This window comes from Bacillota bacterium (assembly GCA_040754675.1).
GTDB lineage: Bacteria > Bacillota > Limnochordia > Limnochordales > Geochordaceae > Geochorda.
In genome coordinates, this window is the sequence record JBFMCJ010000001.1 from 15,320 (window position 1) to 37,694 (window position 22,375).

Below are 22,375 nucleotides of genomic sequence, written 5' to 3' on the forward strand. Positions count from 1 at the left end.
GTGGTGCTCCTGGCCTCGGTGACCGACATCGCCATCCCGAATCACTCTCCTCACCTGGTGAGCGGGCTGAGAAGAACCGTAAACACATACCCGGTATCATACGCTCGTGACGTGCCATTTCCTGCGTGCCGCCGCCGATTTTCTCATCCCCTGCTATCATGTCCGGGGAGGAGCGCATGGACTGGGAGTCGTTCCGGGACGAACTGGCCCACGCCGCCGCTCGCCTGGGCTTTGCCGGCCTGGGAGTCGTCGCGGCGAGAGAGTTTACCGATCTGGCAGAAGTGCTGCGCAGCCGGCAGGCCGAGGGCACCTACCCCCTTTTCTGCGAGCGCGACGTGACGCGCCGAACCCGCCCCGACGATTGGCTCCCCGGTTGCCGCAGCCTGTGGGTGGCTGCCCTGCCCTACAGGGCGCCCGGCGCGCTGCGCCGGGAGGGGCCACCGTCCGGCCGCGGTCCGTTTGGGCGCATCGCCGCCTACGCCCTCCCCGAGGACTACCACACCGAGATGCGCCGCCGCCTGAGGGTCCTTGCACGGTGGGCGGCGTACCGCGCCGGATGCTCCCGCCGGCACCACTTCCGGGTGCTGGTAGACACGGGCCCCCCGGTCGAGCGCCACCTGTGGAGGCTGTCAGGAGCCGGGTGGATCGGCAAGAACACCTGCGCTTACGCACCCGGCGCCGGGTCGTGGGTCGTGCTGGGTGTCATTGCCACCACCCTGCCCGCCCCTGAGACGCGAACCGGGGCGGAGGCGCCGCCACAAAGAATGCCCCCGGATCCCTGCATGGACTGCAGCCGCTGTATCGACGCGTGCCCTACGGGGGCCCTGGAGCCCTACCGGATGGACCCGAATCGCTGTATCGCCCAGTTCTCACAGCAGCGCGGCGATCTCGGGCCATCCGAGCGCGAAAACCTTCACCGGTGGCTCTTCGGGTGCGACATCTGCCAGATCGCCTGCCCGTGCAACGGGCCGGATCGGGCGCCCCTGGCTTTCGGCCAGAGCACGCCCCTTTCACCCGTCCCGGGTACGGCTGACAGGATCCCGCTGCAGGAGATCCTGTCGATGAGTGAGGCGGCGTTTCAGGCGGGGCTCGGCAGGGGCGCCGCCTCGTGGAGAGGGCTTGCCCACCTGAAGCGTAACGCGGCCTACGTTCTGGAGGCGTACCGGCGCCGGCTCAAGGCGTCGGCGCCGGCGGATCGTCCGAACCTCCTCCGGACCCCTTTCCGAACTCGGCCATCCGGCGCGCCATCTCCTCGAGCGTCCGCCACACCCGGCCGTTAACGGTCTGGTCGGGGTACAGCCCGTCCGCCCCCGGCTCCCCCGCCGGCGTCCCGGTCAGGATGGAGATCCCCTCGTCAATGGTGCGCACGGCCCAGATGTGGAAGCGGCCTTGCCGCACGGCTTCCACCACTTCGTCCTTGAGCATCAGATTGACCACGTTCTGGTGCGGAATGATGACGCCCTGCCGCCCCGTGAGCCCCCTCAGCTTGCAAAGGGCGAAAAAGCCCTCGATCTTGCGGTTGACCCCGCCGACCGGCTGCACCTCGCCCTTCTGGTTGACCGACCCCGTGACGGCGATACCCTGCCGGATGGGGAGCCCTGAAAGGCTGGACAAAAGCGCATACAGCTCCGCACTGGAGGCGGAGTCGCCCTCCACCTCCTCGTAAAGCTGCTCGAAGGTGAGGCTGGCCGACAGCGCGATCGGCATTCCGATGGGGTACTTTTCCGCGAGGTACCCGCCCAGGATCAGGACGCCCTTGTCGTGGATGCGCCCGGAGAGTTCCACTTCCCTTTCGATGTTGACCACGCCCCGGTCCCCCACCGCCACCGAGGCCGTGATGCGGGTGGGCTTCGCAAAGGCGTAGTCCCCGAGCTCGACGATGGACAGCCCGTTGATCTGGCCCACCTTTTCGCCGTCCACGTCCACCAGGATCTGGCCCCCGGCCAGGAGTTCCAGGAGCTTCTCCTCGACCCGGTTTGACCGGTACTCCTGCTCCTGGATGGCACGATCCACGTGAGAGGCTCGCACCACCTCCGCGCCCTCCGCCTCCGCCCACGCCGACGCCTCGTAGACCACCTCGACGATCTCGTTGAAGCGCGTGGACAGGCGCTCCTTGTGCTCGGCCATGCGGGCGGAGTGCTCGATGATGCGCGCGACGGCATCGCGGTGGAAGGGCCGCAGTTTCTCCCGCCGGCATACCGCCGCCACGAACTGCGCGTACTTGTACGCGTGCTCGTCGTTGAGCGGCATCTCGACGTCGAAGTCGGCCAGCACCTTGAAGTACTTGCGGAACTCCTCGTCCATGTAAAGCAGCAGGTGGTACAGGTACGGGCTCCCCACCATGATCAGCTTGACGCGTACGGGAATGGGTTGGGGTTTCAAGGCGGAGACAGGCAGCACGCCCATCTGCTCGGCCACGCTTTCAATTCGCACCTCGCCGCTTTTGAGCGCACGCTTCAGCCCGTCCCACGCCCACGGGCTCTTCAGCAGGTCCTGCGCCTGCAGGATCAGGTAGCCGCCGTTCGCACGGTGCAGCGCGCCCGGTTTGATCATGGTGAAGTCGGTCACCATGGCGCCGAACTCGTGCCGGTACTCAAGCTTCCCGAACAGATTGGCAAACGTGGGGTTGGCCTCGATGACCACGGGCGCGCCCTGGAGGTTGTGGTTATCCACCAGCAGGTTCACCTTGTAGCGCACGAACGAACGCCGGCTGCGCCGCCGCATCCACGGCATGGGCGGCTCGGTCTCCTCTTCGTCCTTGAACTCGTCGATGTTCTCCACGATGTCCCGTTCGACCGCCCCCAGGTACTCGATGACCCGGGGCAGCGCCGCATACTTCTCCTTAAGTTCGGCGATGGGCTGGCTGACCGCGGCCAGGGCCACCTTGCGCTCCAGTTCCCGGACCTGGTCCCTTGCCTGTTTCTCCAGGGTTCGGATGCGCCGGGTTACGTCGGCCACGTGCGCGTGAATCTCCTTGTTGGCGGCCTCCAGCGCCCGCCGCTCCTCTTCGGGCAGGCTCTCGAACTCCTCCTGGGTGATGGGACGGCCCTCCACCAGCGGCACCGTTGCAAAGCCGGTGCTGGTGCGCCGCAGGGCAAAGCCGCGTTCCTGGGCCAGCTTCTCCGCCTGGTCGATGAGTTGTTGGCTTTGCTCCTGGAACTCCCGCACCACGGCGTCGCGCTGCTTTTCGTAGTCATCGGACTCAAAGCGGCGAGGGATGGCGGACTTGAGCTCCTCGACCAGTTCGTCCATGTCCTGGGCAAGCTGCGACCCCATCCCGGGCGGGAGGTTGAGCGCCAGGGGTTCGTCCGGGCTGTCGAAGTTGTAGACGTACACCCAGTCGTCCGGGACGGGCTTGTGCCGCGCGACCTCGTGAACCAGGCGGCGCGCGTAGGTGTTCTTGCCGGTGCCCGTCGGGCCGGCCATGTAGATGTTGTAGCCCGGGTGCTTCATCCGCAGCCCGAACTCCATGGCCCGCACGGCGCGTTCCTGTCCGATGATGCCTTCCAGCGGCTCGATGGCGTCAGTGGTCATGGCCGGGAGGCGCTCGGGGGAGAAGCGAAGCCGCAGCTGGTCGGCCCTGAGTTGTGCGCCAGATGCCGGGTCCGAGAACTTCAAACGCCCACTCTCCTTCCTTGAAAAAGAACGCTGCCGCAGCTCGGGCCGCACCCTGCACTTCACTGGGCGGCCGGTTCTTCCTCCAGCAGGGTCTCCCCCGGGCCGAGGGGAGCAGGCCGGCCATCAAGCGCCGCCGCCACGGCCTGGTAAACCCGGCCGCCGGGGTGGCCCGGGGCGATCTCCCAGATGGCGGCGCCCCGGGCGGCAGCCTCAGCGAACCGGATGCTGCGCACCACCGGCCACTCGAAGATACGGTAGCGCCCGGCGAACGCCTGCCGGATTTGATCCAGCGCCTCCCGGGCGTGGCGGGTGCGGCCGTCATAAAGGGTGGGTAAAATGGCCGCCACCTTCAGCTGGCTGTTGGCCTGAACGCGGATCCTGGCGAGCGCCCGCACCACCAGGGAGAGCACCCGCACCGCCAGGTACTCGCACGCGACCGGAACGACGGCCTCGTCGGCCGCCACCAGGGCGTTTTGCGTCAGGATGCCCAGGGACGGCTGGGTGTCGATGAGGATGTAATCGTACTCGTCCCGCACCGGGCCGAGCAGGCGCGAAAGCCGCCGCTCCGGGGCCATCTGGCCTACGAGCTCCAGTTCGGCCAGGGTCAGCTCCAGCCCGGAGGGCACCAGGTGCGGCCCGTGGCGGTCGGGAACGATCAGGTTCCGCACGGGCTCCCGGGTCAGGAGTCCGTGGTAGACGGTCCTGGACTGCGCTTCGGGCGCCAGCCCGGACCACGCCGAGAGCGCGGCCTGCGGGTCGAGGTCGACCCAGAGCACCCGGCGACCCAGCGCGGCCAGCTGCACGCCCAGGTGGTAGACGGAGGTGGTCTTCGCCACCCCGCCCTTCTGATTGACCACCGCGATGATGCGGCCCATCGGCGTTCAACGCGCCTCGATTCCGGACGGAGCCTGCCCCCTCTTTCTCGCCCGCTCAGGCGTCCCCTTTTGTTCTGCTTGCTCCATGTCCAAGGTCCTGAAGGTCCGTGGCATTCGTCCCGTTGACACGTTGAAAACCCGGCCGGTAGACTGAAGGCGAAATCCGGGAAGGAACGATGCGCGATGCCCATGCAGCCGACGGATGTCGCCGCCGTTCTGGCGGATCCAACGCGCTTTGCCATCTACGAACGGCTGGCGTCGAGCCGCCCCAGGAGCTTCACCGTCCAGGAGATCGCGGAGGAATTCTCGCTTCATCCCAACGTGGCGCGCACCCATCTGGGGCGCCTGGAAGAGATCGGTCTGGTTGAGTCGGTTCTGGAGAAGAGCGGCAGGGGCGGCCGTCCCGGCAAGCGCTACTCCGCCTCCGACCAGTCGGTGACGCTGCAGTTCCCGCGCAGGGACTGGCTGTGGCTGGCCGCGCTCCTGGTCAACACGCTGGAGCGGCTGGGGCCTGAGGCGCTGCGCGTCGCCGAGGACATGGCGTACCAGGAAGGGCTGCGGAAGGGTCAGCGGCTCGCGCTGCGAACCAACCACCGCTCCGAGGCCGGCCAGAGGGCGTCCGCCGGTGCCGCCGGGCACGCCGCCGGACCGCACAACGGCTGGCTCAACGGCATCTCCCTGGATAGCCTGGCCTCAGGGCTCTCGGAGGCCGCGGCGACGCAGGAGGTGTGGCGCCGGCAGGACGGCTCCGTGGGCATCCGCTTCAGCACGTGCGTCTTCCGGGAGCTGACCCGGGATCACCCGGACAGCGTCTGCGTCATCCACCGGGCGTTCCTGCGCGGCATGCTGGAGGCCGCTTTGGGGCCCGTGGCGCTCCACCAGCAAAGCAGCATGACGAACGGCCAGCCAAGCTGCGACTACGTCGTCACCCCGGCGGGGCACTGACGCGGCGGGCGGTGCGCCCGAGCGCCGCTCGCAGTGCCGGCGCAAGGGCCAGCGCCACCGCCGCCGAGGAGCTCACCTGCAGCGTATCGATGAACAGCTCCACGGGCACCGCCCCGGGCCCGAGCAAAAACCACGCCGCCGCGGCGTAGCCGGCGATCATCCAGAGCGCACCCGGCACGATCGCCGCCAGATCCCGGTACCATCGCCTGCCCCTCGCCGCGCCACCCTGCCCTGCGCGGCCCGGAAGCCGCCAGGCCAGCCACCCCACCAGCGCGCCCTCGACGGCCTTGATGGCCAGCGTCAGCGGTGCCCACCCCGTGAATCCCTGCACCACGTCGCCCAACGCGGCCCCGACCGCTCCTGCCGCCCCAATCCAGGGGCCAGCCAGAAGCGCCGCCGTGTAAATGACCGCCTCGCCCAGATTGAAGTACTGGCCGCCGCCTGACGCAGGCACCCGCACGTACAGCGTGGCCGCCAGCGTCAGCGCCGCCGTGACAGCGCCGTATGCAACGCCCAGGGCGCGGTCCCCCCGGCGAACTGCCCCCACGGACGGTTGCGGGTCTTGCTTGCGGAGCTCAGGACGTGACGTCATATCCGGCTTCCTCGATGGCTTCGCGAACGGAGTCGACCGTGGTGCGGCCCGGATCGAACGCCACCGTGACCGTCTTGCCGGTCAGATCCACGTCAACGGACCGCACGCCCGCGACCCTGCCCACGGACTCGGTGATGGCCCTGCGGCAGTGCTCGCAGGAGACACCCGCTACCTTGAACACGTGGGTCTCCACGGCCCCTGCACCTCCTGCGCCACATTTTAACCCCGCCCCGGTGCGTATGAGGCGTACCACGTGGGGGTGAGGCTCCCGGCTAGCTTTTCCGCGGCCTTCTCCAGCCGCCGGTGCCACGGCGCCGCAAAGCGGGACGCGACGGTGGCGAGCTTCTGGAGGTTACCTGCCGCTACGCTTTCCAGGAGTTCCCGCCTGCGGGCCCGGTTCTCCACGCCCAGGACGCTCTTCCAGACCGCCCGGCCGGCCATGTAGCCGCTGGCCCCCGCCCGGCAGGCGAGCTCCACCTCCACCACGAAGTCCTCGTAGTCCACGCCCTCCGAGAGGATCACCCACGGCACCTGCGACGCCTCGTCGAGCCGCCGGCACGCCTCCAGAAGGCGCTTGGCATCCTTCTCGTAGCTCATGTCGGCCGGGAACTCCGCCTTGAACACGTCAATCCCAAGCGGCGTGAGATCCCGAGCGGTGCGAACCACCACGTCCGCCTTGGCCCGGGCGAACTCGGGGCTCGACTTCTTCATCCCGGGCTCCAGCGGGTAAGAGACCGCCTCCAGCACCAAAAGCACATCGGCGGCCCGGCACTCCTCGGCCACCCGGCGCACCAGATCCCGCTGGGCGGCGGCCACCGGCGAGTCCGGATGATAGTAGATCAGGAGCTTGGCTCCGGAAGCACCCATGCGCTTGACGGCATGGGGGCCCCAGTTCGGCAGGAGCTCGGTGAGCCGCTGTGTGTCGCTCCCCGCATACCCGGTCTTCTCCAGCGACACGAGAAGCCCGACCCGCCCGGGGAGCACCCCCCTGGCGATGGCCTGCGCCGCGCCGAACTCGGGATCCAGGAGTACGGCGCTCGCATGGGGCGCAAGGGCCCGGCACAGGTCCATCTTGAACTCGACCATCTCCTCGTCGCTGACGGCGTTGGGATTGTCCGGGTCGAGCAGCCGCTTGAGCGCCCCCCGGTGGTCCATGGCGGCAAGCAGTATGAACCCCTCCGGCGTACTGATCTCTTGAAGCCCGCGCAGCTTACCGACGGTCAACTCCATGGCCAACCACCCGGCCTCCTCTCACTCAGCCTGGACGGGCCTGCCCGCCTGCCCGGCCGGAAGCGCCCCGCCGCCCTGCCGCAGCCGGGCCGTCACCTCCAGCAGGTAGTCGCGAAACGCCGGCCCCAGGTCCGGCCGCTCCAGCGCGAGTTCCACCGTGGCCTGCAGGAAGCCCAGCTTGTCACCGACGTCGTACCGCCGCCCCTCGAAGGTGAACGCGTACACCGGCCGGGTCTCAGCAAGCTTGCGGATCGCATCCGTGAGCTGGATTTCGCCCCCCGCGCCGGGCGGGGTCCGTTCGAGAATCGCGAAGATCTCCGGTTCCAGCACGTAACGCCCCAGCACCGCGAGGCGGGATGGGGCCTGCTCGGGGCGGGGCTTCTCGATGAAGTCGTCGACGGCGTACAGCCGGTCCCCGACCGGGCGGGGCCTGACGATCCCGTAGCGGCTCACCTCGGACAGGGGCACCTCCTGCACCCCGAGAACGGAGCCGCCGACCCGCTCGTAGACGTCCAGCAGCTGCCTGAGCGCCGGCACCTCGGAACGCACCACGTCGTCGCCGAGCAGCACCGCGAAGGGGTCGGACCCGATGAACTTGCGCGCGCACCAGACCGCGTGCCCGAGGCCCCTGGGCTCCTTCTGGCGCACGTAGTAAATGTCGACCATCTCTGACACGTCCTGAACCACCTTGAGCAGATCCTCGCGGCGGCTGCCGTTGAGCGCCAGCTCCAGCTCCACGGAGCGGTCGAAGTGGTCCTCGATGGCGCGCTTGTTGCGGCCGGTGATGATCAGGATGTCCTCAATGCCCGAAGCGACGGCCTCTTCCACGATGTACTGGATGGTCGGCGTGTCGACCAGCGGCAGCATCTCCTTGGGCTGTGCCTTGGTGGCCGGCAAAAAGCGGGTACCCAGCCCAGCCGCAGGAATCACCGCCTTCTTCACCCGCAACGGCCTTCACTCCCCCTGGACGGGTCCGGTGTCCGGCGACCCCGGGCCTCTGTCTGACAAAACGTGACGGAAGACCCGCGCGAAGTTTCCCCCGAGGACCTTGCGGATGGTATCGTCGTCGTAGCCGCGACGGACAAGCTCCTCGGTGAGCGCGGGCAGGCGGGACGGATCCTCCAGCCCCTCCGGCACCCTGGAGATGCCGTCGAAGTCCGACCCGAGCCCGACGTGGTCCGGCCCCGCGAGCTGCACCACGTAGTCGATGTGGCGGACGACGTCCGAAAGGCGTGCGGGCCCTTCGGCCACCAGGAAGCCCGGGAAGAAGTTGATCCCCATCACGCCGCCCTTTTGGGCCAGCGCCCGGATCTGAGCATCCGTCAGGTTACGCACGTGGTCGCACAGCGCCCGCGCGTTGGAGTGGGAAGCAATCACGGGGTGGCGGCTGAGCTCGAGCACCTGCCAGAAACCGGCCTCGGAGAGGTGGGACACGTCCACCACCATGCCGAGCCGGTTCATCTCCGCCACCACCTCGCGGCCGAATCCGGTGAGCCCGGCGCCGCGCGCCTCCCCCACCCCGTCGGCCAGCTCGTTGGCCACGTTCCACGTCAACCCGGCCGCCCGTACGCCAAGGCGGTAAAACGTGCGCAACATGCTCAACTGGCCGGCCAGCACCTCGCACCCCTCCAGGCTGACGACGATGCCGGTCCTATCGAGACGGCGTGCCTCGTCAAGGTGGGAGGCCTCGCGCACCCAGACAAAGGCGTCAGGTGCCCGCTCCACCTCGGCGTGCAGGGCGTCGAGGATGGCGAGGGCCCGCAGGGCGTTGTAAGGGATCGGCACGGCAGGCGGCACGAAGAGCGTGAAGACCTGGATCGTGACGCCGCCGGATCGAAGGCGGTCCAGGTCCACGTGGCCGCCGCGCCCTCGATCGGTAAGGTGGCGGCGGCCCTCGACGACGTCGATCGCGATGGTGTCGGCGTGGGCGTCGAAAACCAGGGCCTGCGCGTGGACGCGCCGCGCGCGGTCCCGGTAGCCCTGGTGAGCCTGCCGGGGAGGTTCGAGATGGTCAGCCATGCTTCTGGATAACCCTTCCCCTCACGATAGGGCCATTCAGGAACATAATTAGGGGGGCGGCCGGCTCTCCCTCCCGCAGCGGTAGGCCTTCGTTTTTGGAACCGTTTACGGACCAATCCGCCTTCGTCCGCGAGCGTACGAGAGAGTCCGACGAACGCGCCGGACCTTCCCGCCGGGATTTGCCGGAAACCGGAGGTCGTCCGGCCCGCCTCCATATGGTATGCTTCGGTCGCAGGGTTCCAACCGCAGCCAGTTCTCCCCGGCAATCCGGGTAGGCTCACGGGCCGTCCAGAAGGGGCGGCAGGGATGGGCCGGGGGACGGGGAGAGCCGGCGGGGAGGCCCGGGGATCCGGAGCGCAAGGCCGAGCAGGCCTGGCTGGCCCGAGGGTTATCCGAGCTTCCGGGATGCCGGGAGAGCGGGTGCCAGCGGGCGAAAGCGAGCCGCCGGCAGTGCGTTTCGGAAAGCCGCCAGGTCTTCTCGGGGCTCTCTCAAGAAACCGGTCTCCTCTGCTGCATGGATCCAGCGGCCGGGGCCGGCTAGCCGCCGGGGCGGGCTCAAGGGCGGAAGGAACCCTGCGGTTTTTTTGGGCGCCATCCCGGCCTCTCAGGGCTCGGCCAGGACTGCGAGGTACGGCAGGTGCCGGAAGTCCTCCCGCCAGTCGAGCCCGTAGCCCACCAAAAACTCGTCCGGCATCAGAAAACCCCTGTAGCGGATCGGGAGTTCGACCAGGCGGCGGGCCCGGTTGTCCAGGAGCGTGCAGACATAGAGGCTGGCGGGCCGCCGGCCTTCCAGGATGCGCAGGAGGTAGCCGAGGGTCAGCCCCGTGTCGATGACGTCCTCCACCATCAGCACGTGCCGGCCCGTGATGTTGATGTCGAGATCCTTGGTGATCCGCACCACGCCCGTCTCGTCGGAACTCTGCCCGTACCGGGATATGGCCAGGAAGTCGAGCTGAAGGGGTACGCGGATGGCGCGCGTCAGGTCCGCTACGAAGTAGATGGCGCCCTTCAGCACGCTGACGAGCACGGGGTTGAGCCCGTCGTAGTCCCGGCTGATGGCCTCCCCCAGTTGCTGCACCTTACGGCGAATGGTGTGCTCGTTGTAGACGATGCGCCCGACCTCTGCCACCGGTGGAGTCCGTTAACCCCTTCCTGCGGCCTGTGCGGCGCCCCGCCCGAACTTGGCTGCCAGCCGCTCGAAATCCCGGCCGTAGAGCACCTTGATGTTCACCCGAGGGTAGAGTTCCTTGAGGCGGCGCGCTTTGCGGTTCTTGCGGGTGACCAGGCTCTGCTTCATGGTGGTCAGTTCCACGTACAGATTCCACTCGGGCAGGTAAAAGTCCGGCGTGAACGCCGACGTCACCCTGCCCTGTTCGTCCCATTCCAGGGGAAACGTCGTCGGCTCGTACTGCCACGCCACCCGGTAGAAGTCCAGCATCCGTGCGAACTCTTCCTCGCTCGGGTGCGCGAAGTTGGGGCGAACCCCCACCTCCGGAGGGTGGTGGATGGGTTGGGGGGCTCCGGAGGCGTCCAGGGTGACCGTCGGCGGCTGAACAGCCGCGGGTAGCGGGGCCGGCGCAGCCGCAACGGACGCTGAAGCGGGGTATGCAGCTTCCGTCCCGGCGGCAGAAGGGGGCACCGCCCCGGTTTCAAGCCGCACAGCGGCGATGGCGGCCACGATCAGGTCCGCCGCAGCCTGGGCGGAGAGGCGCTCGGTGTTAATCACCAGGTCGAAGCGCGCGGGCGCTTCCGCCACCGCCCAGCCGGAAAGCCGCGCCGCCCGATCCTGCTGACTTTCTTCCGTGGCCGCCATGCCGGCGGCCAGGAGTTCGCCAACTCCCGCTTCGGCGGCGATGCGCCGCACCCGGGTACCCCAGGGGGCGGTGAGGAGCACCCGCAGCACCGGCCCCGGGCGGGTATCCCTGGCCGGCAGCGGGTCGACACCGCCCGTGCCTGCAGGGCTTGCGCCCCAGCCGAGGTAGATAATACCTTCCTGCTCGCCCGTGGCCGCCGACCCGGGCGTACGGCCCTCAATCCGCCATCCCGTTCGGGACGCCACCAGGGCCGCCACCTGCTCGGCGAGCGACCCTCGAAGTCCCGCCAGAACCAGGGAAACCACGTTCTTTTCCAACTCCACCCCATCATAGCACACCGCGCGGGCCGCCACCCCGTCGCCGGCCGGTGCGGCAGGGACGGCGCCACTTTGTTAGAATGAAACGGCACGACGCAGGGCCAGGAACAACGCCACCGGCCAGGCGCGGTGGCCGACAGACTGATCCGCCGGTAAGGAAGTGTCAAGCTCGATGTCGATCCCGGCAACGTCCCATGAGGGCCTGGACGCCGCCCAGTCGCCCCGGCAGGCCGTGCAGCAGCTCGTACGGTACGCTCAGATGGGGCCTCCGGCCCGCGAGCTGCCTCAGGCTTTCAGTGAGTTCTTCGGCCCTGATGCGCAAGCACGGGAGATCCCCGGCGGATCCACCGGCGCGCTGTTCGTGGAGTGGTTCCTCTTCGACCGGCCCATGAGTTCCGGCGAGACGCCGGCCCGGCAGTACGCCCTCGCCTCGCCGGCCCTCTCCGCGGATCAGCGGCGAGCTTTTTTCGACCTGGCGGAGAGCGTGCCGGGGTTCTTCGAGGTGGTGGGCTTCGGGTCCGGAGGCATGTGGCTCAGCGTCTTCCCGGCGCCCGGCGAGCGGCGCTCCGGCGAAACGGGCGCGGGCGCCGTCTGGGTGGAGGAGCCCGCGGCGGCACGCCGGCTCGCCAGGGGGGACGTCATCTGGACCCGGCTCCTGCGGTGGAGGGGCCGCTGGCACCTGGCGACGTGCTGTTTCGTCCTGCCTTCCAGCGCCCAGGACCTCCTGCGGCCGCTGGTGCGGCTGCGGCCGCGATACTCCGACCGCGCCTGGAGGGCTCTGATGGGGCGGCTGCAACCGCAGTTCTTCCGCGATCTCATCGCCGACTCCGACGAGGCCAGGCCCCTCGCACCCCGTGACGCGCTGCCCCTGAGTGCTGCAGAACGGCGCTACTACCTGATGGATGCCCAGGCGAGCCTGCGCCGGGGGTTGTTGCGCCTTGCCCTGCAGCGCTACTGGCGCATTCTCGCGGATTGCCCCCTTGACCTGGAGGCGCGGCTGGGGGTGGCGCGCATCCGCGCGAGGCAGGGCCGGGTCGCCGCGGCGGAACGGGCGTTCAGGTCCGTCCTGGGCGACCACCCTGACAACCCGGAGGCGCTGAGCGGGTTGGGCCGGCTGCTGGAGGCGCGCGGGGCCCTCAGAGAGGCGGAGCGGCTGCTCAAGAGGCTGGACGACCTCGGAGCGGCCGACACGGAGGCGCTCGTCAGCATGGGCCGCATCGCCCTGCGCAAGGGCAGCGCCGCCCGGGCCCTGGCGTACTTCACCCGGGCCCTGGAGCTGGCAAAGGCAGCGCGGCGGTCGAAGGGCCTGCGTGCGGGAACGCAGGAGGACGGTGTGGCGCTCGAGGCCGGATGGGAACTCCTGGAGTCCGGATACGCCCGAGAGTCCAGGGTGTTTTTCACGCACGCCTGCACTTCTGCCCGGAGCCGCCAGACACGCGCCTCCGCGTGGCACGGCCTTGGCGAGAGCCTGGCCCGGGAGAAGCGGTGGCTCGAGGGGGCAGCAGCCCTTCTGACCGCTCTGCGGCTGGGCCTCGGGCAGCCGAAACTCTGGGCGGAAGTTGGCCGCCTGTTCGCCAGAGGAGGCAGGCTGCGGGATGCCGAGGCCGCTTACCGGTCGAGCGCCGCCCGCCTTCCCGGTTACGTTGAGGGGCTCGCAGGGCTTGCCGGGGTCATGTTGCGCCAGAACCGCGTTGGCGAAGCCCTCCGCATGGCCCGCCGCGCCCAGGCCATCGCGCCCGACGACCCCCAGGTGCTCCGGGTGCTGGGAGCCTGCTACCTGCGCAAGGGCGCCGCCCGCAGCGCTCTGGAGGTGCTGGACCGGGCCCTGGCCCTGGACCCCCGCAACGTCAACACCAGAAGCCTCCGCCAGCGGGCGTTCGAGGTCCTTACCCGGCCTGACCGCCGCCGCCAGGTGGGGCCGCCGCGCCGCCGCGGTTCGGGTCCGCAGGGCCTTTAGCGTAGCGAGCGAGCAGGCCGGCGATCATGGCCTGCGTTCGCTCGACCGCGTCGTCCCGCATTGCGTGGAACTGCGGCGACTCCTCCAGCTTCGTCTCGATGTTGGCCAGGATCAGGCCCTCGACCCGCCGAAGGAAACGCTCGATGGTGTCCGGCTCCGGCCGCTCGCCGAACCGGCCCGAGACCGCCATTGCGAGGAACTCCTCGAGCGTCAGGGGTTCGTCCGAGGAGAGTTCTGAGTAGCGCTCCCATAGCTCGTCGGCCGTCACGCCGCGTCACCCTCCCTCCGGGGCCGGACGGCGCCGGGTGTTAGATAGCGCTGCCTTTCTCCGATTTACTGTACCGATCGGGCAGTGGACAGTGATAGTATAACGGTCGGATGCCCGGCCCGCTCGAAGACGGCTGCACGCCTCTTGGGCCGGAGGGGGAGAGCGGTGGAGCTTCAGGCCCGAATCGGGCAGCGGATCCGGCGCCGCCGGGAAGAGCTCGGCATGACCCAGCAGGAACTTGCCGGCCGGGAGCTCACCCGCGGCTTCATCAGCCAGCTCGAGAAGGGCATCGTCATGCCCTCGCTCAAGTCCCTCGAACTCATCGCCTCCCGCCTCTACAGGCCGGTGGCCTACTTCCTCGAGGAGACCCCGCAGGAGACGTCCCCCGACGGTCAGGCCGCGGCGCTGGTCGACCGCGCCCTCATCCGGCTGGTGGAGCAGGATGCAGGCGCGGCGCAGGAGCTTGTGCGGCGAGTCGCCGATTCGGCCGGAGGGGATCTCAAGCGCACCGGCGAGGATCTGGCCCCGCGGCTGGAGGCCGTGCGGGGACTCCTTGCCATGCTCGGGGGTGACCTCCAGGAGGGTAGCCGCCGCGTACAGCAGGCCATACAGGCGCTCAAGGCCGGGGGGTCATCCCGTGCTCTGGGCCTCGTGCTCGCCGCCCTGGGGTGTGTGCTGGCGCGGGCCGGACGCTGGGACGAGGCGGTTGTGGCCCTGGACGAGTGCGACCGGCTCTTGGCGGAGCTCGAGGCCGAAGGTGGCCGGCCGGCTTCCTTCGTCCGGGCCTGCCGGGCGGTAGCGTACGCCCGGACGGGGCGCACGGCCGAGGCTCGCCCGGTCCTCGAGGCGCTGTGGGATCAGTACGGTCGACAAAACTGCTATATTATGCCCGGCGAGGTCTTGGTTGCGCTCGCGGACTGCTATCGGGCCGCGGGCGAACCGGCTCGGGCCGGCCAGGCGCTGGAGCAGGCGCAGGGTCTCGGCCGGGCGCTTCGCCTTCGGGGGATCGAAGCCCTGGCGCTTGAGCGACAGGCAGAGCTGTTGCAGAGCCAGGGAGAAGGCCCACGGGCCGTGGACGTGCTGTCGGAGGCTGCGCGGCGCTACCGGGAGACGGGCGACCGGGAGGCTACGGGGCGGCTGCAGGTGGACCTGGTGCGGATGCTCTGGGAGCAGGGCCGCACGGGCGAGGCGCTGGAAAAGGCGGGGCAGGCGCTCGAAGATCCCGCCGTCGAGAGCGCCAGGGTACAGTTGCTGTTGCTGAGGGGGCAGATCCTGGCGCGCCTCGATCGTCTGGATGAGGCAAGGCAGGATCTGGAGCTGGCCGTGTCGGCCTCGGAGTCCGCAGGGATGAGCCGGGAGCTGGCGGCCGCGTGCTCTGAACTCGGCCGCGTCCTGAGGGCGCAGGGAGAACACGCCCGCGCCAGCGAGTTTTTGGCCCGGGCCGTTGCGCTGTACGAACGGGCCGGCACTTCGTAGCCAATACAGAGGGGAGCTTGGGGGGAAGCAAGTTGCGCCTTGCGTGGCAGCATCGCCCGGTGTGCCGTATCTGCGGCACGCCCATGCAGCTGGAGATCGTGACCTACTCGACGCCGGATGGCGAGGGGCGCCCGCGCCGGTACGAGAACGTCCATCGGTACTCGTGCCCCAACGGATGCCCCACGGGCTACTACGATTTCCGCCACGCATACTCGCAACAGCCAAAGGCCTCCGGCCGGGCGGAGCGCCTTGGGCGCCGGCAGCGGGTGGCATGGACCGTCACGACCCTCCTGGTGGCGTTCGGGATCGTTGCCCTGTACGCCCTGTTCATGTACGCGGTGGGCGCCATGCCCATCGGCGCACCCTGGGTGCGGGTCGCCCTCTGGGTGCTGACCACTGCCGCCTTCATGGGCATCGGAGCGCTGATTGCCGTGCCGCCCCGCCGTTCGGTACCGCTGACCGCGGCCACCGCGCCGGCGAGCCGGACCCCTGCTTCGCCGGCCCCGGCACCGGCGAGCGCGCCGGCGAATGCGGTGCAGAAAGAGGAAGCGGCCGGCGCCGCCGAGACCGTCCAGGCCACAGGCAGGGCTACGGGCGCCTGAGCCTCCCGAGCAGCGGGCCCGGGCGTCCGTCAGATATTGGACCGGGATTGCCCGCCGTCGACCGGGATGCAGGCCCCCACGATCCAGCGCGCCCGGGGAGAGGCGAGAAAGGCAACCACCTCGGCGACCTCCTGCGGGGTTCCAAAACGTCCGGCCGGGATCTCGCGTTCCACGAACCGGCGGATCCCCTCCGGGTCGGCTTTCAGCCGTCGGTCCCAGGACCCGCCCGGGAACAGGATCGAGCCCGGCGCCACGCAGTTCACCCGGATGCCCCGGCGGATCAGCTCTATGGCCAGTTGCTTCGCGATGCTGATCTCGGCGGCCTTGGCGGCATTATAGGCGGGGCGCCCGCCGCTCTCGCGGCCCCAGATGGAGGCGACCAGCACCACGGCGCCCCCGCCCCGCGACTCCATGTGAGGCACGGCCAGCCTGATGGCCCGGGCGGCGGCCACGGCGTTCAGTTCGAAGGCATCCCGCCAGACCTCGTCCGAGGTCTCAAAGAGGCCCCCGCCGCCGGCCCCGCCCGCATTGTAAACCAGGACGTCCAGCCCCCCGAAGTGGCCGGCGGCACGGGTAAGCGCCTGCTCCATCTGTTCGGCACAGGCCGCGTCCGCCGGGATGGCCAGCACGTCGAGGCCTTCGGCACGGAGTTCGCGGGCGGCCGTTTCAAGCGCCGGGACACCGCGGGCCACGAGCCCCAGGCGGCAGCCCTCTCGCCCGAGGGCCGTGGCGATCGCCAGCCCGATCCCGCGGCTGGCCCCCACGACCACCGCTGCCTTTCCGGAAAGCTCCAGATCCACCCACGCTCACCTGACCTCTTGTCCTCTTTCCCCGGGCCACCCGCCGGCATGGACGCTGACCGGATGGGGCAAGCTCTCCCCGAAGGGGGTGCCAAGATCGCCGTGTGGTGGCGTCGTGCCGCGGCGATAGCCCTCGCCGTCGGGGCCGTCGGGCTGTGGATGCGGGCTGCCGGCCAGCGCGAGCGTGACCGCGCTCGAGGTGCCCGCCGCCTGTTTACCCTCGTCAACGTTTAGCGCCTGGGCCTCAGATGCGGATCTCGCCCTGCAGCACCTTCACCAGCAGGTCCACCGAGGCCCGGGCGTCGCCGAGATCGATCACCTCGCCCGGCGTGTGCAGGTAGCGGGTAGGAATGGAGACCACTGCCGACGGAATCCCGTCCCGGCTGGTGTGAATGGGCCCGGCGTCGGTGCCGCCGAAATCCAGCACCTCCATCTGGAACGGTACGCCGTGCTCCCGGGCCCGTTCCACCAGCAGCCGGCGCAGCTTCGGGTGCGTGATGACCGAATTGTCCTTCACCTTGATGGCGGCTCCCTTGCCAAGCGCCATCGGCAGCGTCCGCGCCTTGGGCGTGTCGGCGCTCGCGGTCACGTCCACCGCCACCGCCACATCAGGCGCCAGCCGGAACGCCGCCGGCCGGGCTCCCCGAGCCCCCACCTCCTCCTGTACGGTGAAAACCCCGTACACCTCGTGAAGCGACGAGGAACCCAGCCGCACCAGCACCTCCACCACGACCGCACACCCGACGCGGTCGTCGAGGGCTTTGCCCACCAGCCGCCTGCCCATCACCTGCGCGGGCCGCTGGTAGACCGCCACGTCGCCGATCTGCACCAGTTCCTTTGCCCGGTCCGCACTATCCGCCCCGATGTCGATGAACAGGCGCTCGTGCTTGAGGTCCTTGATGTCATCCAGGTGCTCGCTGCCGATGACGCCCACCGTCCCGCCGGCGAAGACCACGCGCTGGCCGAGCAGGACGGCGGGGGAGACCCCGCCAACGGGCGCAAAGCGCAGGAAGCCCTGATCGTCGATGTGGGTGACCATGATGCCGATCTCGTCCATGTGGGCGGCGAGCATGATCTTTCGGCCGGATCCCTGGCCCCCCGGCTTCTTGACCGCGTAGAGATTTCCCAGGGAATCCTCCCAGATTTCGTCCACCGCCCCAGCGAGCTGGCGGCGGATCTCCTCGCGCACCGGCTCCTCGTGGCCTGACGGGCCGGTAAGCTCGGCCAGGCGGCTTATCCGCTGTTGTAGGGTCATCCCGGTGTCGGTATTCATGGCCGTATCCTTTGGGCCGCTCCTTTCGCGTTCGAGCTGCAGTGCCGGCCGGCGGGCGCCTCAGCGCGTGCCGCCGAGCAACCCGCTTTGCGGCAGTTCCCTCAAGAAGCTGCTGACAAGCCGGATCGCCGTCTCCACGTCGCCCAGATCGGCTACGGCGACCGGGCCATGGATGTACCGGCAGGGAACCGAAACCGAGGCGGACAAAACCCCTGCGCGGCTCGTGTGGATGGGCCCGGCGTCGTTGCCGCCGGCCGTCGTGCGCCTCCACTGGTAGGGGATGCCATGTCGCTCGGCCGCCTTCACCAGCGCCCGCACCACCTGCGGGGCGGCGATGGAAGTCTGGTCCATCACGCTGAGGGCAGGCCCGGCTCCCAGCCGCGTCGCTTCCTCGTGCGCCTCGCTGCCGGGGATGTCGGCACAGGTGGTGCCCTCCAGCACCAGAGCCAGGCCCGGCGAAAGGCGAAAGGCCGCCGCCCCGGCGCCGCGAGCACCCACCTCCTCCTGCGCCGTGAAGACCCCGGCGACCGGGACGGGGTATTCCCCCTTCAGCACCTCGAGCAGCACCGTGCAGCCCACCCGGTCGTCCAGCGCCTTCCCCGACACCCTGCGGGACCCCAGCGCCGCAAACTCGGTGGCAAAGACGGCCCAGTCCCCCACCTTGACGGCCTTCTCGGCCTGTTCGCGCGTCTCGGCGCCAATGTCGATGAAGAGCGCCGACGCCTCCTCGGCCCGGCCCCGCTCGTCGGGCTTCTGGAGGTGGATGGGCTTTACGCCGATGACCCCCGGCACCTGCCCGGGGCCGATTCGCACCGCCTTGCCGGGTAGGACGCGGTCGTCGATGCCGCCCACCTTCTTGAAGCGCAGGGTGCCGTCACCGTCGATGGACGAGATGAGAAGCCCCACCTCGTCCATGTGGGCCGTCAGCATCACGGGCGCCGTGGAGTTGCCCGGCCCCGTGGCCGGCCGGCGCCATACGATGACATTGCCCAGGGCGTCGGTTTCGATGCGATCGCCGTCGCGCAGAAGCGACCGGGCTTTGCGGACCACGATCCGCCGCACTGCGTCCTCGGCGCCCGAGACACCCGGGGCGCCTGAGAGCTCCCTCAGGGTCTCGATCATCTCGGAGGCCTGTGCCGTTTCAGTGCTCATCCGCACCGACCTCCCAGCGGGTGAGGGCCTCCACGTCTTCCCGGCGCAGGCCGGCCACGAAGCTCGCCAGGAGCCTGCCGGTCTGCCGGATGTCCGACAGGTCCACCACTTCGACCGGCGAGTGCATGTAGCGCAGCGGGACGGAGACGAGCCCCGTGGGAATGCCCGCCTGGCTCACCTGAATCGCCCACGCATCGGTCCCGGACCTACCCGGGATGACCTCCACCTGGTAGGCAACGCCGTGCTCCTTCGCGGCGGCGACGAGGCGTTCGAAGATGCGGGGATGGAAGTTGGGGCCCGTGGCGATGGCCGGCCCCTTCCCGAGTTCCACGACCTCCTCGCTGACCAGCCGCTGCCGGGCAAACGTCACGTCGATGGCGACGGCCACGTCGGGGTTGACGGCGAACGCCCCCACCGCGGCCCCTCGCAGCCCGACCTCCTCTTGCACGGTGGCGACGGCGAAGACGTCGGCGTCGTGGCGCAGCCGGTGCAGGTGGCGCATCGCCTCGGCAAGCGCCGCCACACTTGCCCGGTTGTCGAGAGCCTTGCCGGCAAAGCGCCCCTGCATCAGTTGCTGCGGGCTTTGGGCAATGGTGATGACGTCCCCGACCACGATGCGCTGCCGCGCCTCTTCTTCCGTGAGGCCACAGTCGACGAAGAGCTCCTCCCACTTGGGGAACTTCTTGCGCTCCTCCTCAGAGGTGAGGTGCGGCGGTTTGAGGCCGATCACCCCGGGAAGGGGCCCGCCGTCCGTGTGGACGACCACCCGCTGGCCCAGCAGGGTCTGAACGTTGGTGCCCCCCACCGCGGCCACCCTCAAGAAGCCGCCTTTCTCGATGCCGTTGACCAGCATCCCGATCTCGTCCATGTGGGCGGCAAACATCACGGAAAAGCGCCGGTCCTCGGTGGCCGGCTGTCCCCGGCGCAACGCGATGCAGTTGCCCAGCCGGTCGGTGCGCACCTCGTCGGCCAGGCCGGAAAGCTGCAGGGCCACCAGGGCCGCCACGCCCTCCTCATGGCCCGAGACCCCGACGGCCTCCGACAGCCGCCAAAGAAACGCCGCCAGCGGGTCACGTTCACCCGGCGCCTGTTGCGCCGGCCCGCCGGCGTGGCCCGTACTCCCGTGAGGATGTCCCATTCCCGTGCCAGAAGACCCCCTCTGATCCGCCCGTCAGATGACGATGCGTACGCCGTATCGCAGCCATCCGCCCGGCTTCCGGTCGAGCGTCAGGTGGTATTCCAGGAAGAAGATGTCAAACTGCGCGCCTACCTGCAGGTAGGGTCGCCACACTCCCCCGCCGACAGGCCCCTGCGCGGGGATCTCGTACGTTGCACCGGCACCGCCGTACGTTTCCCAGTCGTAGAACTCTCGCGCCGAGATCAGCACGAGGCCCACGTGGGCGTAGCCGGTGCTCTGGGTGCCCTCGCCCTTCGACTCGGCCAGCGCGCTGAGGGCGAGTTGTGGCGTCACGTAGGCCCGCACGCCGCCGCCCAACTTGAACACCTCGACCGACAGGCGGGCCGGCGGCTCAGCCTCGCCCGCCGCCCGGGCCGGGAGGCCCGGTGCGCCTCCGGCCAGCGCCAGCGCTGCCGCCACCATCCATACCTTTGCCAGAAAAGGCGCGCCCCTCCCTGGCAGGAGCGGGCAGTGGCGGGACCAAAGTAACCGCATCCTGGTAGCTCCCTTCTCCGGCGGAGAAGCCTTCGATTTGCAGGGGGCGCCACCTTCTGGCAGCCCTGGGAAAGAAGGAAGACAAGCGTGCAACCAACACCGGAAGTCCGGGACAGTGGCCTGGAGGTCGGCCCCCGTTCCCGGGCTCTGTACGAACGTGCGCGGGCGGCCCTCGCCGGCGGGGTCAACAGCCCCTCCCGGGGGTTCGAGGCGGTTGGCGGCGGCGCGCCCCCCTACATCGCGCGCGGGGAAGGCCCCTACCTCTTCGATGTGGACGGGCGCGCCTACATCGACTACGTGCAGGCGTTCGGCGCCCTGATCCTCGGACACGCTCGCCCCGAACTGCGCCGGGCGGTGGAGGAAGCGCAAGCTGGGGGGGTGCTGTTCGGCGCCTGCCACGAACTCGAGGTGCGGCTGGCCGAACGGATCAAGGAGCTGTTCGGCGTCTGCGAGCGGGTCCGCTTCACGGCCTCCGGCACCGAGGCGGTGATGACGGCCGTGCGGCTGGCGCGGGCCTTTACCGGCAGGCGGCTCATGGTGAAGTTCGCCGGCAGCTACCACGGGCACTTCGACGCGGTGCTGGTGGGCGCCGGCTCTGGAGCTTCCACGCTCGGCCTCGACGAGAGCGCCGGGATTCCCGACGGGGTGAAGGCCGACGTCGTGACGCTGCCCTATAACGACGCCGACCAGGTCGAACGCTTCTTCGCCGAGCGCGGGCACGAGGCCGCCTGCCTTCTCGTGGAACCCATCGTGGGCAACTTCGGGCTTGTCGAGCCCCTGCCCGGCTTCCTCCAGCGCGCAAGCTACGCGGCGCGCTCAGCCGGGGCGGTTGTCATCTTCGACGAGGTGATCACGGCGTTCCGCTTCCGCCCCGGGCCCATCTACCCGGAGCTGGGCGTCGAGCCCGACCTCGTCGCGTTCGGCAAGATCATCGGCGGCGGTCTTCCCATCGGCGGATACGGCGGCCGGAGGGCGATCATGGAGCAGGTGGCGCCGCTCGGCCCCGTGTACCAGGACGGCACGTGGGCGGGCAACCCTCTGTCCGTGGCCTCGGCACTGGCTACGCTCGACCTTCTGACCGCGGACGCCGGACTTTACGGCCGTCTGGCGCGCCTGGGAGGGGAACTGGCAGGCGGGGTGCGGCGGCTTGCCGCCCGCCACGACTTGCCGGTCGTCGTGCACCAGCGGGGAGGGGCCGTCTCGATCTTCTTCACCGCCGAGCCGGACGTGTATGACTTCGCAGGCGCGCAGCGTGCCGACGCGCGCGCGTTTGCCACCTTCTTCAAAGCCATGCTGTCCAGGGGCGTCCTCTTGCCCCCGTCGCCTTACGAGGTGTGGTTCGTGTCGGCCGCGCACACCGAACTGGAGGTGGAAAAGACCCTTGAGGCGGTGAACGTGGCCTTCCAGGCGGTGGCGTCGGGCTAACGGGTCCGGCGGCCCAAGCGGCAGAGCGCCACCACCGGCTCCACGGCCGCGCCTTCAGACGGGTGAGGCGCGCCGCCCATCACCAGCCGGGCGCCGGGCGCGGCCTCCCGCACCAAAGCGCCCGCGAGCGCCTGGATGGTGTCGCCGAGTGCAGCCGGATCCCCGTGCGCCAGCGCATGGAGCAGGCGCTCTCCGGCCTTCGCCACCTCAGGCCCAACGGGCTCTTCGGGAGGTTCGGCCCACAGCGGGACGCCGCCGCGCTGCGGTGATGCCTCATGGACGCTTTCGGCGGCGACCACCCGCGCAAGCCCCCCGGATGCCGCCACCTCGCGGCCGGAAG

At 69.6% G+C, this 22,375-nt stretch carries 23 protein-coding genes; 7 read left to right on the forward strand and 16 right to left on the reverse strand.

The window, feature by feature from the left end:
- Window positions 1-176: 176 nt before the first annotated feature.
- A complete protein-coding gene (locus AB1609_00090) occupies window positions 177-1,280 on the forward strand; it encodes a QueG-associated DUF1730 domain-containing protein (GenBank protein ID MEW6044874.1) in 1,104 nt (367 codons plus the stop codon).
- Here AB1609_00090 and AB1609_00095 read toward each other — a convergent pair.
- Window positions 1,174-3,618: an ATP-binding protein gene (locus AB1609_00095; protein ID MEW6044875.1), complete on the reverse strand. Its 2,445-nt coding sequence runs from the start codon at window positions 3,616-3,618 to the stop codon at window positions 1,174-1,176. The genes AB1609_00090 and AB1609_00095 overlap by 107 nt on opposite strands.
- A gap of 59 nt (window positions 3,619-3,677) precedes the next feature.
- On the reverse strand, window positions 3,678-4,493 hold the full coding sequence (locus AB1609_00100) for a ParA family protein (GenBank protein ID MEW6044876.1): 816 nt from the start codon (window positions 4,491-4,493) through the stop codon (window positions 3,678-3,680).
- 183 nt (window positions 4,494-4,676) lie between these two features.
- On the opposite strand from AB1609_00100, the gene AB1609_00105 reads away from it, so the two are divergent.
- Entirely contained in the window at window positions 4,677-5,438 is a 762-nt protein-coding gene (locus AB1609_00105) for a helix-turn-helix domain-containing protein (protein ID MEW6044877.1), read from the forward strand.
- Here AB1609_00105 and AB1609_00110 read toward each other — a convergent pair.
- From AB1609_00110 to AB1609_00140, 7 genes are all read right to left on the reverse strand, one after another.
- Window positions 5,419-5,985: an ECF transporter S component gene (locus AB1609_00110; protein ID MEW6044878.1), complete on the reverse strand. Its 567-nt coding sequence runs from the start codon at window positions 5,983-5,985 to the stop codon at window positions 5,419-5,421. The two genes, AB1609_00105 and AB1609_00110, sit on opposite strands and share 20 nt — an antisense overlap.
- A gap of 28 nt (window positions 5,986-6,013) precedes the next feature.
- Complete coding sequence (locus tag AB1609_00115) at window positions 6,014-6,223, reverse strand: copper ion binding protein (GenBank protein MEW6044879.1); 210 nt, start codon at window positions 6,221-6,223, stop codon at window positions 6,014-6,016.
- 26 nt (window positions 6,224-6,249) lie between these two features.
- Entirely contained in the window at window positions 6,250-7,260 is a 1,011-nt protein-coding gene (locus AB1609_00120) for a tagatose 1,6-diphosphate aldolase (protein ID MEW6044880.1), read from the reverse strand.
- 21 nt (window positions 7,261-7,281) lie between these two features.
- Complete coding sequence (gene galU, locus AB1609_00125; GenBank protein MEW6044881.1) at window positions 7,282-8,208, reverse strand: UTP--glucose-1-phosphate uridylyltransferase GalU; 927 nt, start codon at window positions 8,206-8,208, stop codon at window positions 7,282-7,284.
- A gap of 6 nt (window positions 8,209-8,214) precedes the next feature.
- Window positions 8,215-9,279 carry a dipeptidase gene (locus AB1609_00130; protein MEW6044882.1) on the reverse strand — a complete coding sequence of 355 codons (1,065 nt, stop codon included), beginning with the start codon at window positions 9,277-9,279 and terminating at the stop codon, window positions 8,215-8,217.
- A gap of 604 nt (window positions 9,280-9,883) precedes the next feature.
- A complete protein-coding gene (gene hpt / locus AB1609_00135; GenBank protein ID MEW6044883.1) occupies window positions 9,884-10,408 on the reverse strand; it encodes a hypoxanthine phosphoribosyltransferase in 525 nt (174 codons plus the stop codon).
- Between the two features lie 12 nt (window positions 10,409-10,420).
- Window positions 10,421-11,446: a hypothetical protein gene (locus AB1609_00140; GenBank protein ID MEW6044884.1), complete on the reverse strand. Its 1,026-nt coding sequence runs from the start codon at window positions 11,444-11,446 to the stop codon at window positions 10,421-10,423.
- A 136-nt stretch (window positions 11,447-11,582) separates the two neighbouring features.
- Between AB1609_00140 and AB1609_00145 the strand changes: the two genes are divergently transcribed.
- Complete coding sequence (locus tag AB1609_00145) at window positions 11,583-13,367, forward strand: tetratricopeptide repeat protein (GenBank protein MEW6044885.1); 1,785 nt, start codon at window positions 11,583-11,585, stop codon at window positions 13,365-13,367.
- On the opposite strand, the gene AB1609_00150 is transcribed toward AB1609_00145, so the two are convergent.
- Window positions 13,297-13,635, reverse strand: a complete 339-nt coding sequence (locus AB1609_00150) for a hypothetical protein (protein MEW6044886.1) — start codon at window positions 13,633-13,635, stop codon at window positions 13,297-13,299. The genes AB1609_00145 and AB1609_00150 overlap by 71 nt on opposite strands.
- A 165-nt stretch (window positions 13,636-13,800) precedes the next feature.
- Here AB1609_00150 and AB1609_00155 point away from each other — a divergent pair, with 165 nt between their 5' ends.
- Together AB1609_00155 and AB1609_00160 are read left to right on the forward strand one after the other, a co-directional pair.
- A complete protein-coding gene (locus AB1609_00155; GenBank protein MEW6044887.1) occupies window positions 13,801-15,111 on the forward strand; it encodes a tetratricopeptide repeat protein in 1,311 nt (436 codons plus the stop codon).
- 32 nt (window positions 15,112-15,143) lie between these two features.
- Window positions 15,144-15,713 (forward strand): hypothetical protein, encoded by a 570-nt coding sequence (locus AB1609_00160; protein ID MEW6044888.1) that lies wholly within the window; start codon window positions 15,144-15,146, stop codon window positions 15,711-15,713.
- A 29-nt stretch (window positions 15,714-15,742) separates the two neighbouring features.
- Here the strand turns inward: AB1609_00160 and AB1609_00165 are convergent, their stop codons facing one another.
- Window positions 15,743-16,513 (reverse strand): SDR family NAD(P)-dependent oxidoreductase, encoded by a 771-nt coding sequence (locus tag AB1609_00165; GenBank protein ID MEW6044889.1) that lies wholly within the window; start codon window positions 16,511-16,513, stop codon window positions 15,743-15,745.
- A 63-nt stretch (window positions 16,514-16,576) separates the two neighbouring features.
- Here AB1609_00165 and AB1609_00170 point away from each other — a divergent pair, with 63 nt between their 5' ends.
- Entirely contained in the window at window positions 16,577-16,747 is a 171-nt protein-coding gene (locus tag AB1609_00170; GenBank protein MEW6044890.1) for a hypothetical protein, read from the forward strand.
- 10 nt (window positions 16,748-16,757) lie between these two features.
- Here the strand turns inward: AB1609_00170 and AB1609_00175 are convergent, their stop codons facing one another.
- The 4 genes from AB1609_00175 to AB1609_00190 all read right to left on the reverse strand — a co-directional run bounded on the left by AB1609_00175 (window position 16,758) and on the right by AB1609_00190 (window position 20,610).
- Entirely contained in the window at window positions 16,758-17,768 is a 1,011-nt protein-coding gene (locus tag AB1609_00175) for a M42 family metallopeptidase (protein MEW6044891.1), read from the reverse strand.
- Window positions 17,769-17,846: 78 nt separating this feature from the next.
- Entirely contained in the window at window positions 17,847-18,938 is a 1,092-nt protein-coding gene (locus AB1609_00180) for a M42 family metallopeptidase (GenBank protein ID MEW6044892.1), read from the reverse strand.
- A complete protein-coding gene (locus AB1609_00185; protein MEW6044893.1) occupies window positions 18,928-20,076 on the reverse strand; it encodes a M42 family metallopeptidase in 1,149 nt (382 codons plus the stop codon). Before AB1609_00185 ends, AB1609_00180 begins: the two co-directional genes overlap by 11 nt.
- A gap of 33 nt (window positions 20,077-20,109) precedes the next feature.
- On the reverse strand, window positions 20,110-20,610 hold the full coding sequence (locus AB1609_00190; protein MEW6044894.1) for a hypothetical protein: 501 nt from the start codon (window positions 20,608-20,610) through the stop codon (window positions 20,110-20,112).
- Between the two features lie 87 nt (window positions 20,611-20,697).
- Here AB1609_00190 and AB1609_00195 point away from each other — a divergent pair, with 87 nt between their 5' ends.
- A complete protein-coding gene (locus AB1609_00195; protein ID MEW6044895.1) occupies window positions 20,698-22,035 on the forward strand; it encodes a glutamate-1-semialdehyde 2,1-aminomutase in 1,338 nt (445 codons plus the stop codon).
- Here the strand turns inward: AB1609_00195 and AB1609_00200 are convergent.
- Window positions 22,032-22,375, reverse strand: a 344-nt coding sequence (locus AB1609_00200; protein ID MEW6044896.1) for a hypothetical protein, incomplete at its 5' end; no start/stop codon positions are given. The genes AB1609_00195 and AB1609_00200 overlap by 4 nt on opposite strands.

What these genes read in the sequence shown, in the direction of transcription:
- AB1609_00090 (MEW6044874.1), top strand. Translation starts at nt 177, where the DNA reads ATGGACTGGGAGTCGTTCCGGGACGAACTGGCCCACGCCGCCGCTCGC.
- AB1609_00100 (MEW6044876.1), bottom strand. Translation starts at nt 4,493, where the DNA reads ATGGGCCGCATCATCGCGGTGGTCAATCAGAAGGGCGGGGTGGCGAAG.
- AB1609_00105 (MEW6044877.1), top strand. Translation starts at nt 4,677, where the DNA reads ATGCCCATGCAGCCGACGGATGTCGCCGCCGTTCTGGCGGATCCAACG.
- AB1609_00120 (MEW6044880.1), bottom strand. Translation starts at nt 7,260, where the DNA reads ATGGAGTTGACCGTCGGTAAGCTGCGCGGGCTTCAAGAGATCAGTACG.
- AB1609_00130 (MEW6044882.1), bottom strand. Translation starts at nt 9,279, where the DNA reads ATGGCTGACCATCTCGAACCTCCCCGGCAGGCTCACCAGGGCTACCGG.
- AB1609_00145 (MEW6044885.1), top strand. Translation starts at nt 11,583, where the DNA reads ATGTCGATCCCGGCAACGTCCCATGAGGGCCTGGACGCCGCCCAGTCG.
- AB1609_00170 (MEW6044890.1), top strand. Translation starts at nt 16,577, where the DNA reads ATGGGGCAAGCTCTCCCCGAAGGGGGTGCCAAGATCGCCGTGTGGTGG.
- AB1609_00175 (MEW6044891.1), bottom strand. Translation starts at nt 17,768, where the DNA reads ATGACCCTACAACAGCGGATAAGCCGCCTGGCCGAGCTTACCGGCCCG.
- AB1609_00180 (MEW6044892.1), bottom strand. Translation starts at nt 18,938, where the DNA reads ATGAGCACTGAAACGGCACAGGCCTCCGAGATGATCGAGACCCTGAGG.
- AB1609_00185 (MEW6044893.1), bottom strand. Translation starts at nt 20,076, where the DNA reads ATGGGACATCCTCACGGGAGTACGGGCCACGCCGGCGGGCCGGCGCAA.
- AB1609_00190 (MEW6044894.1), bottom strand. Translation starts at nt 20,610, where the DNA reads ATGCGGTTACTTTGGTCCCGCCACTGCCCGCTCCTGCCAGGGAGGGGC.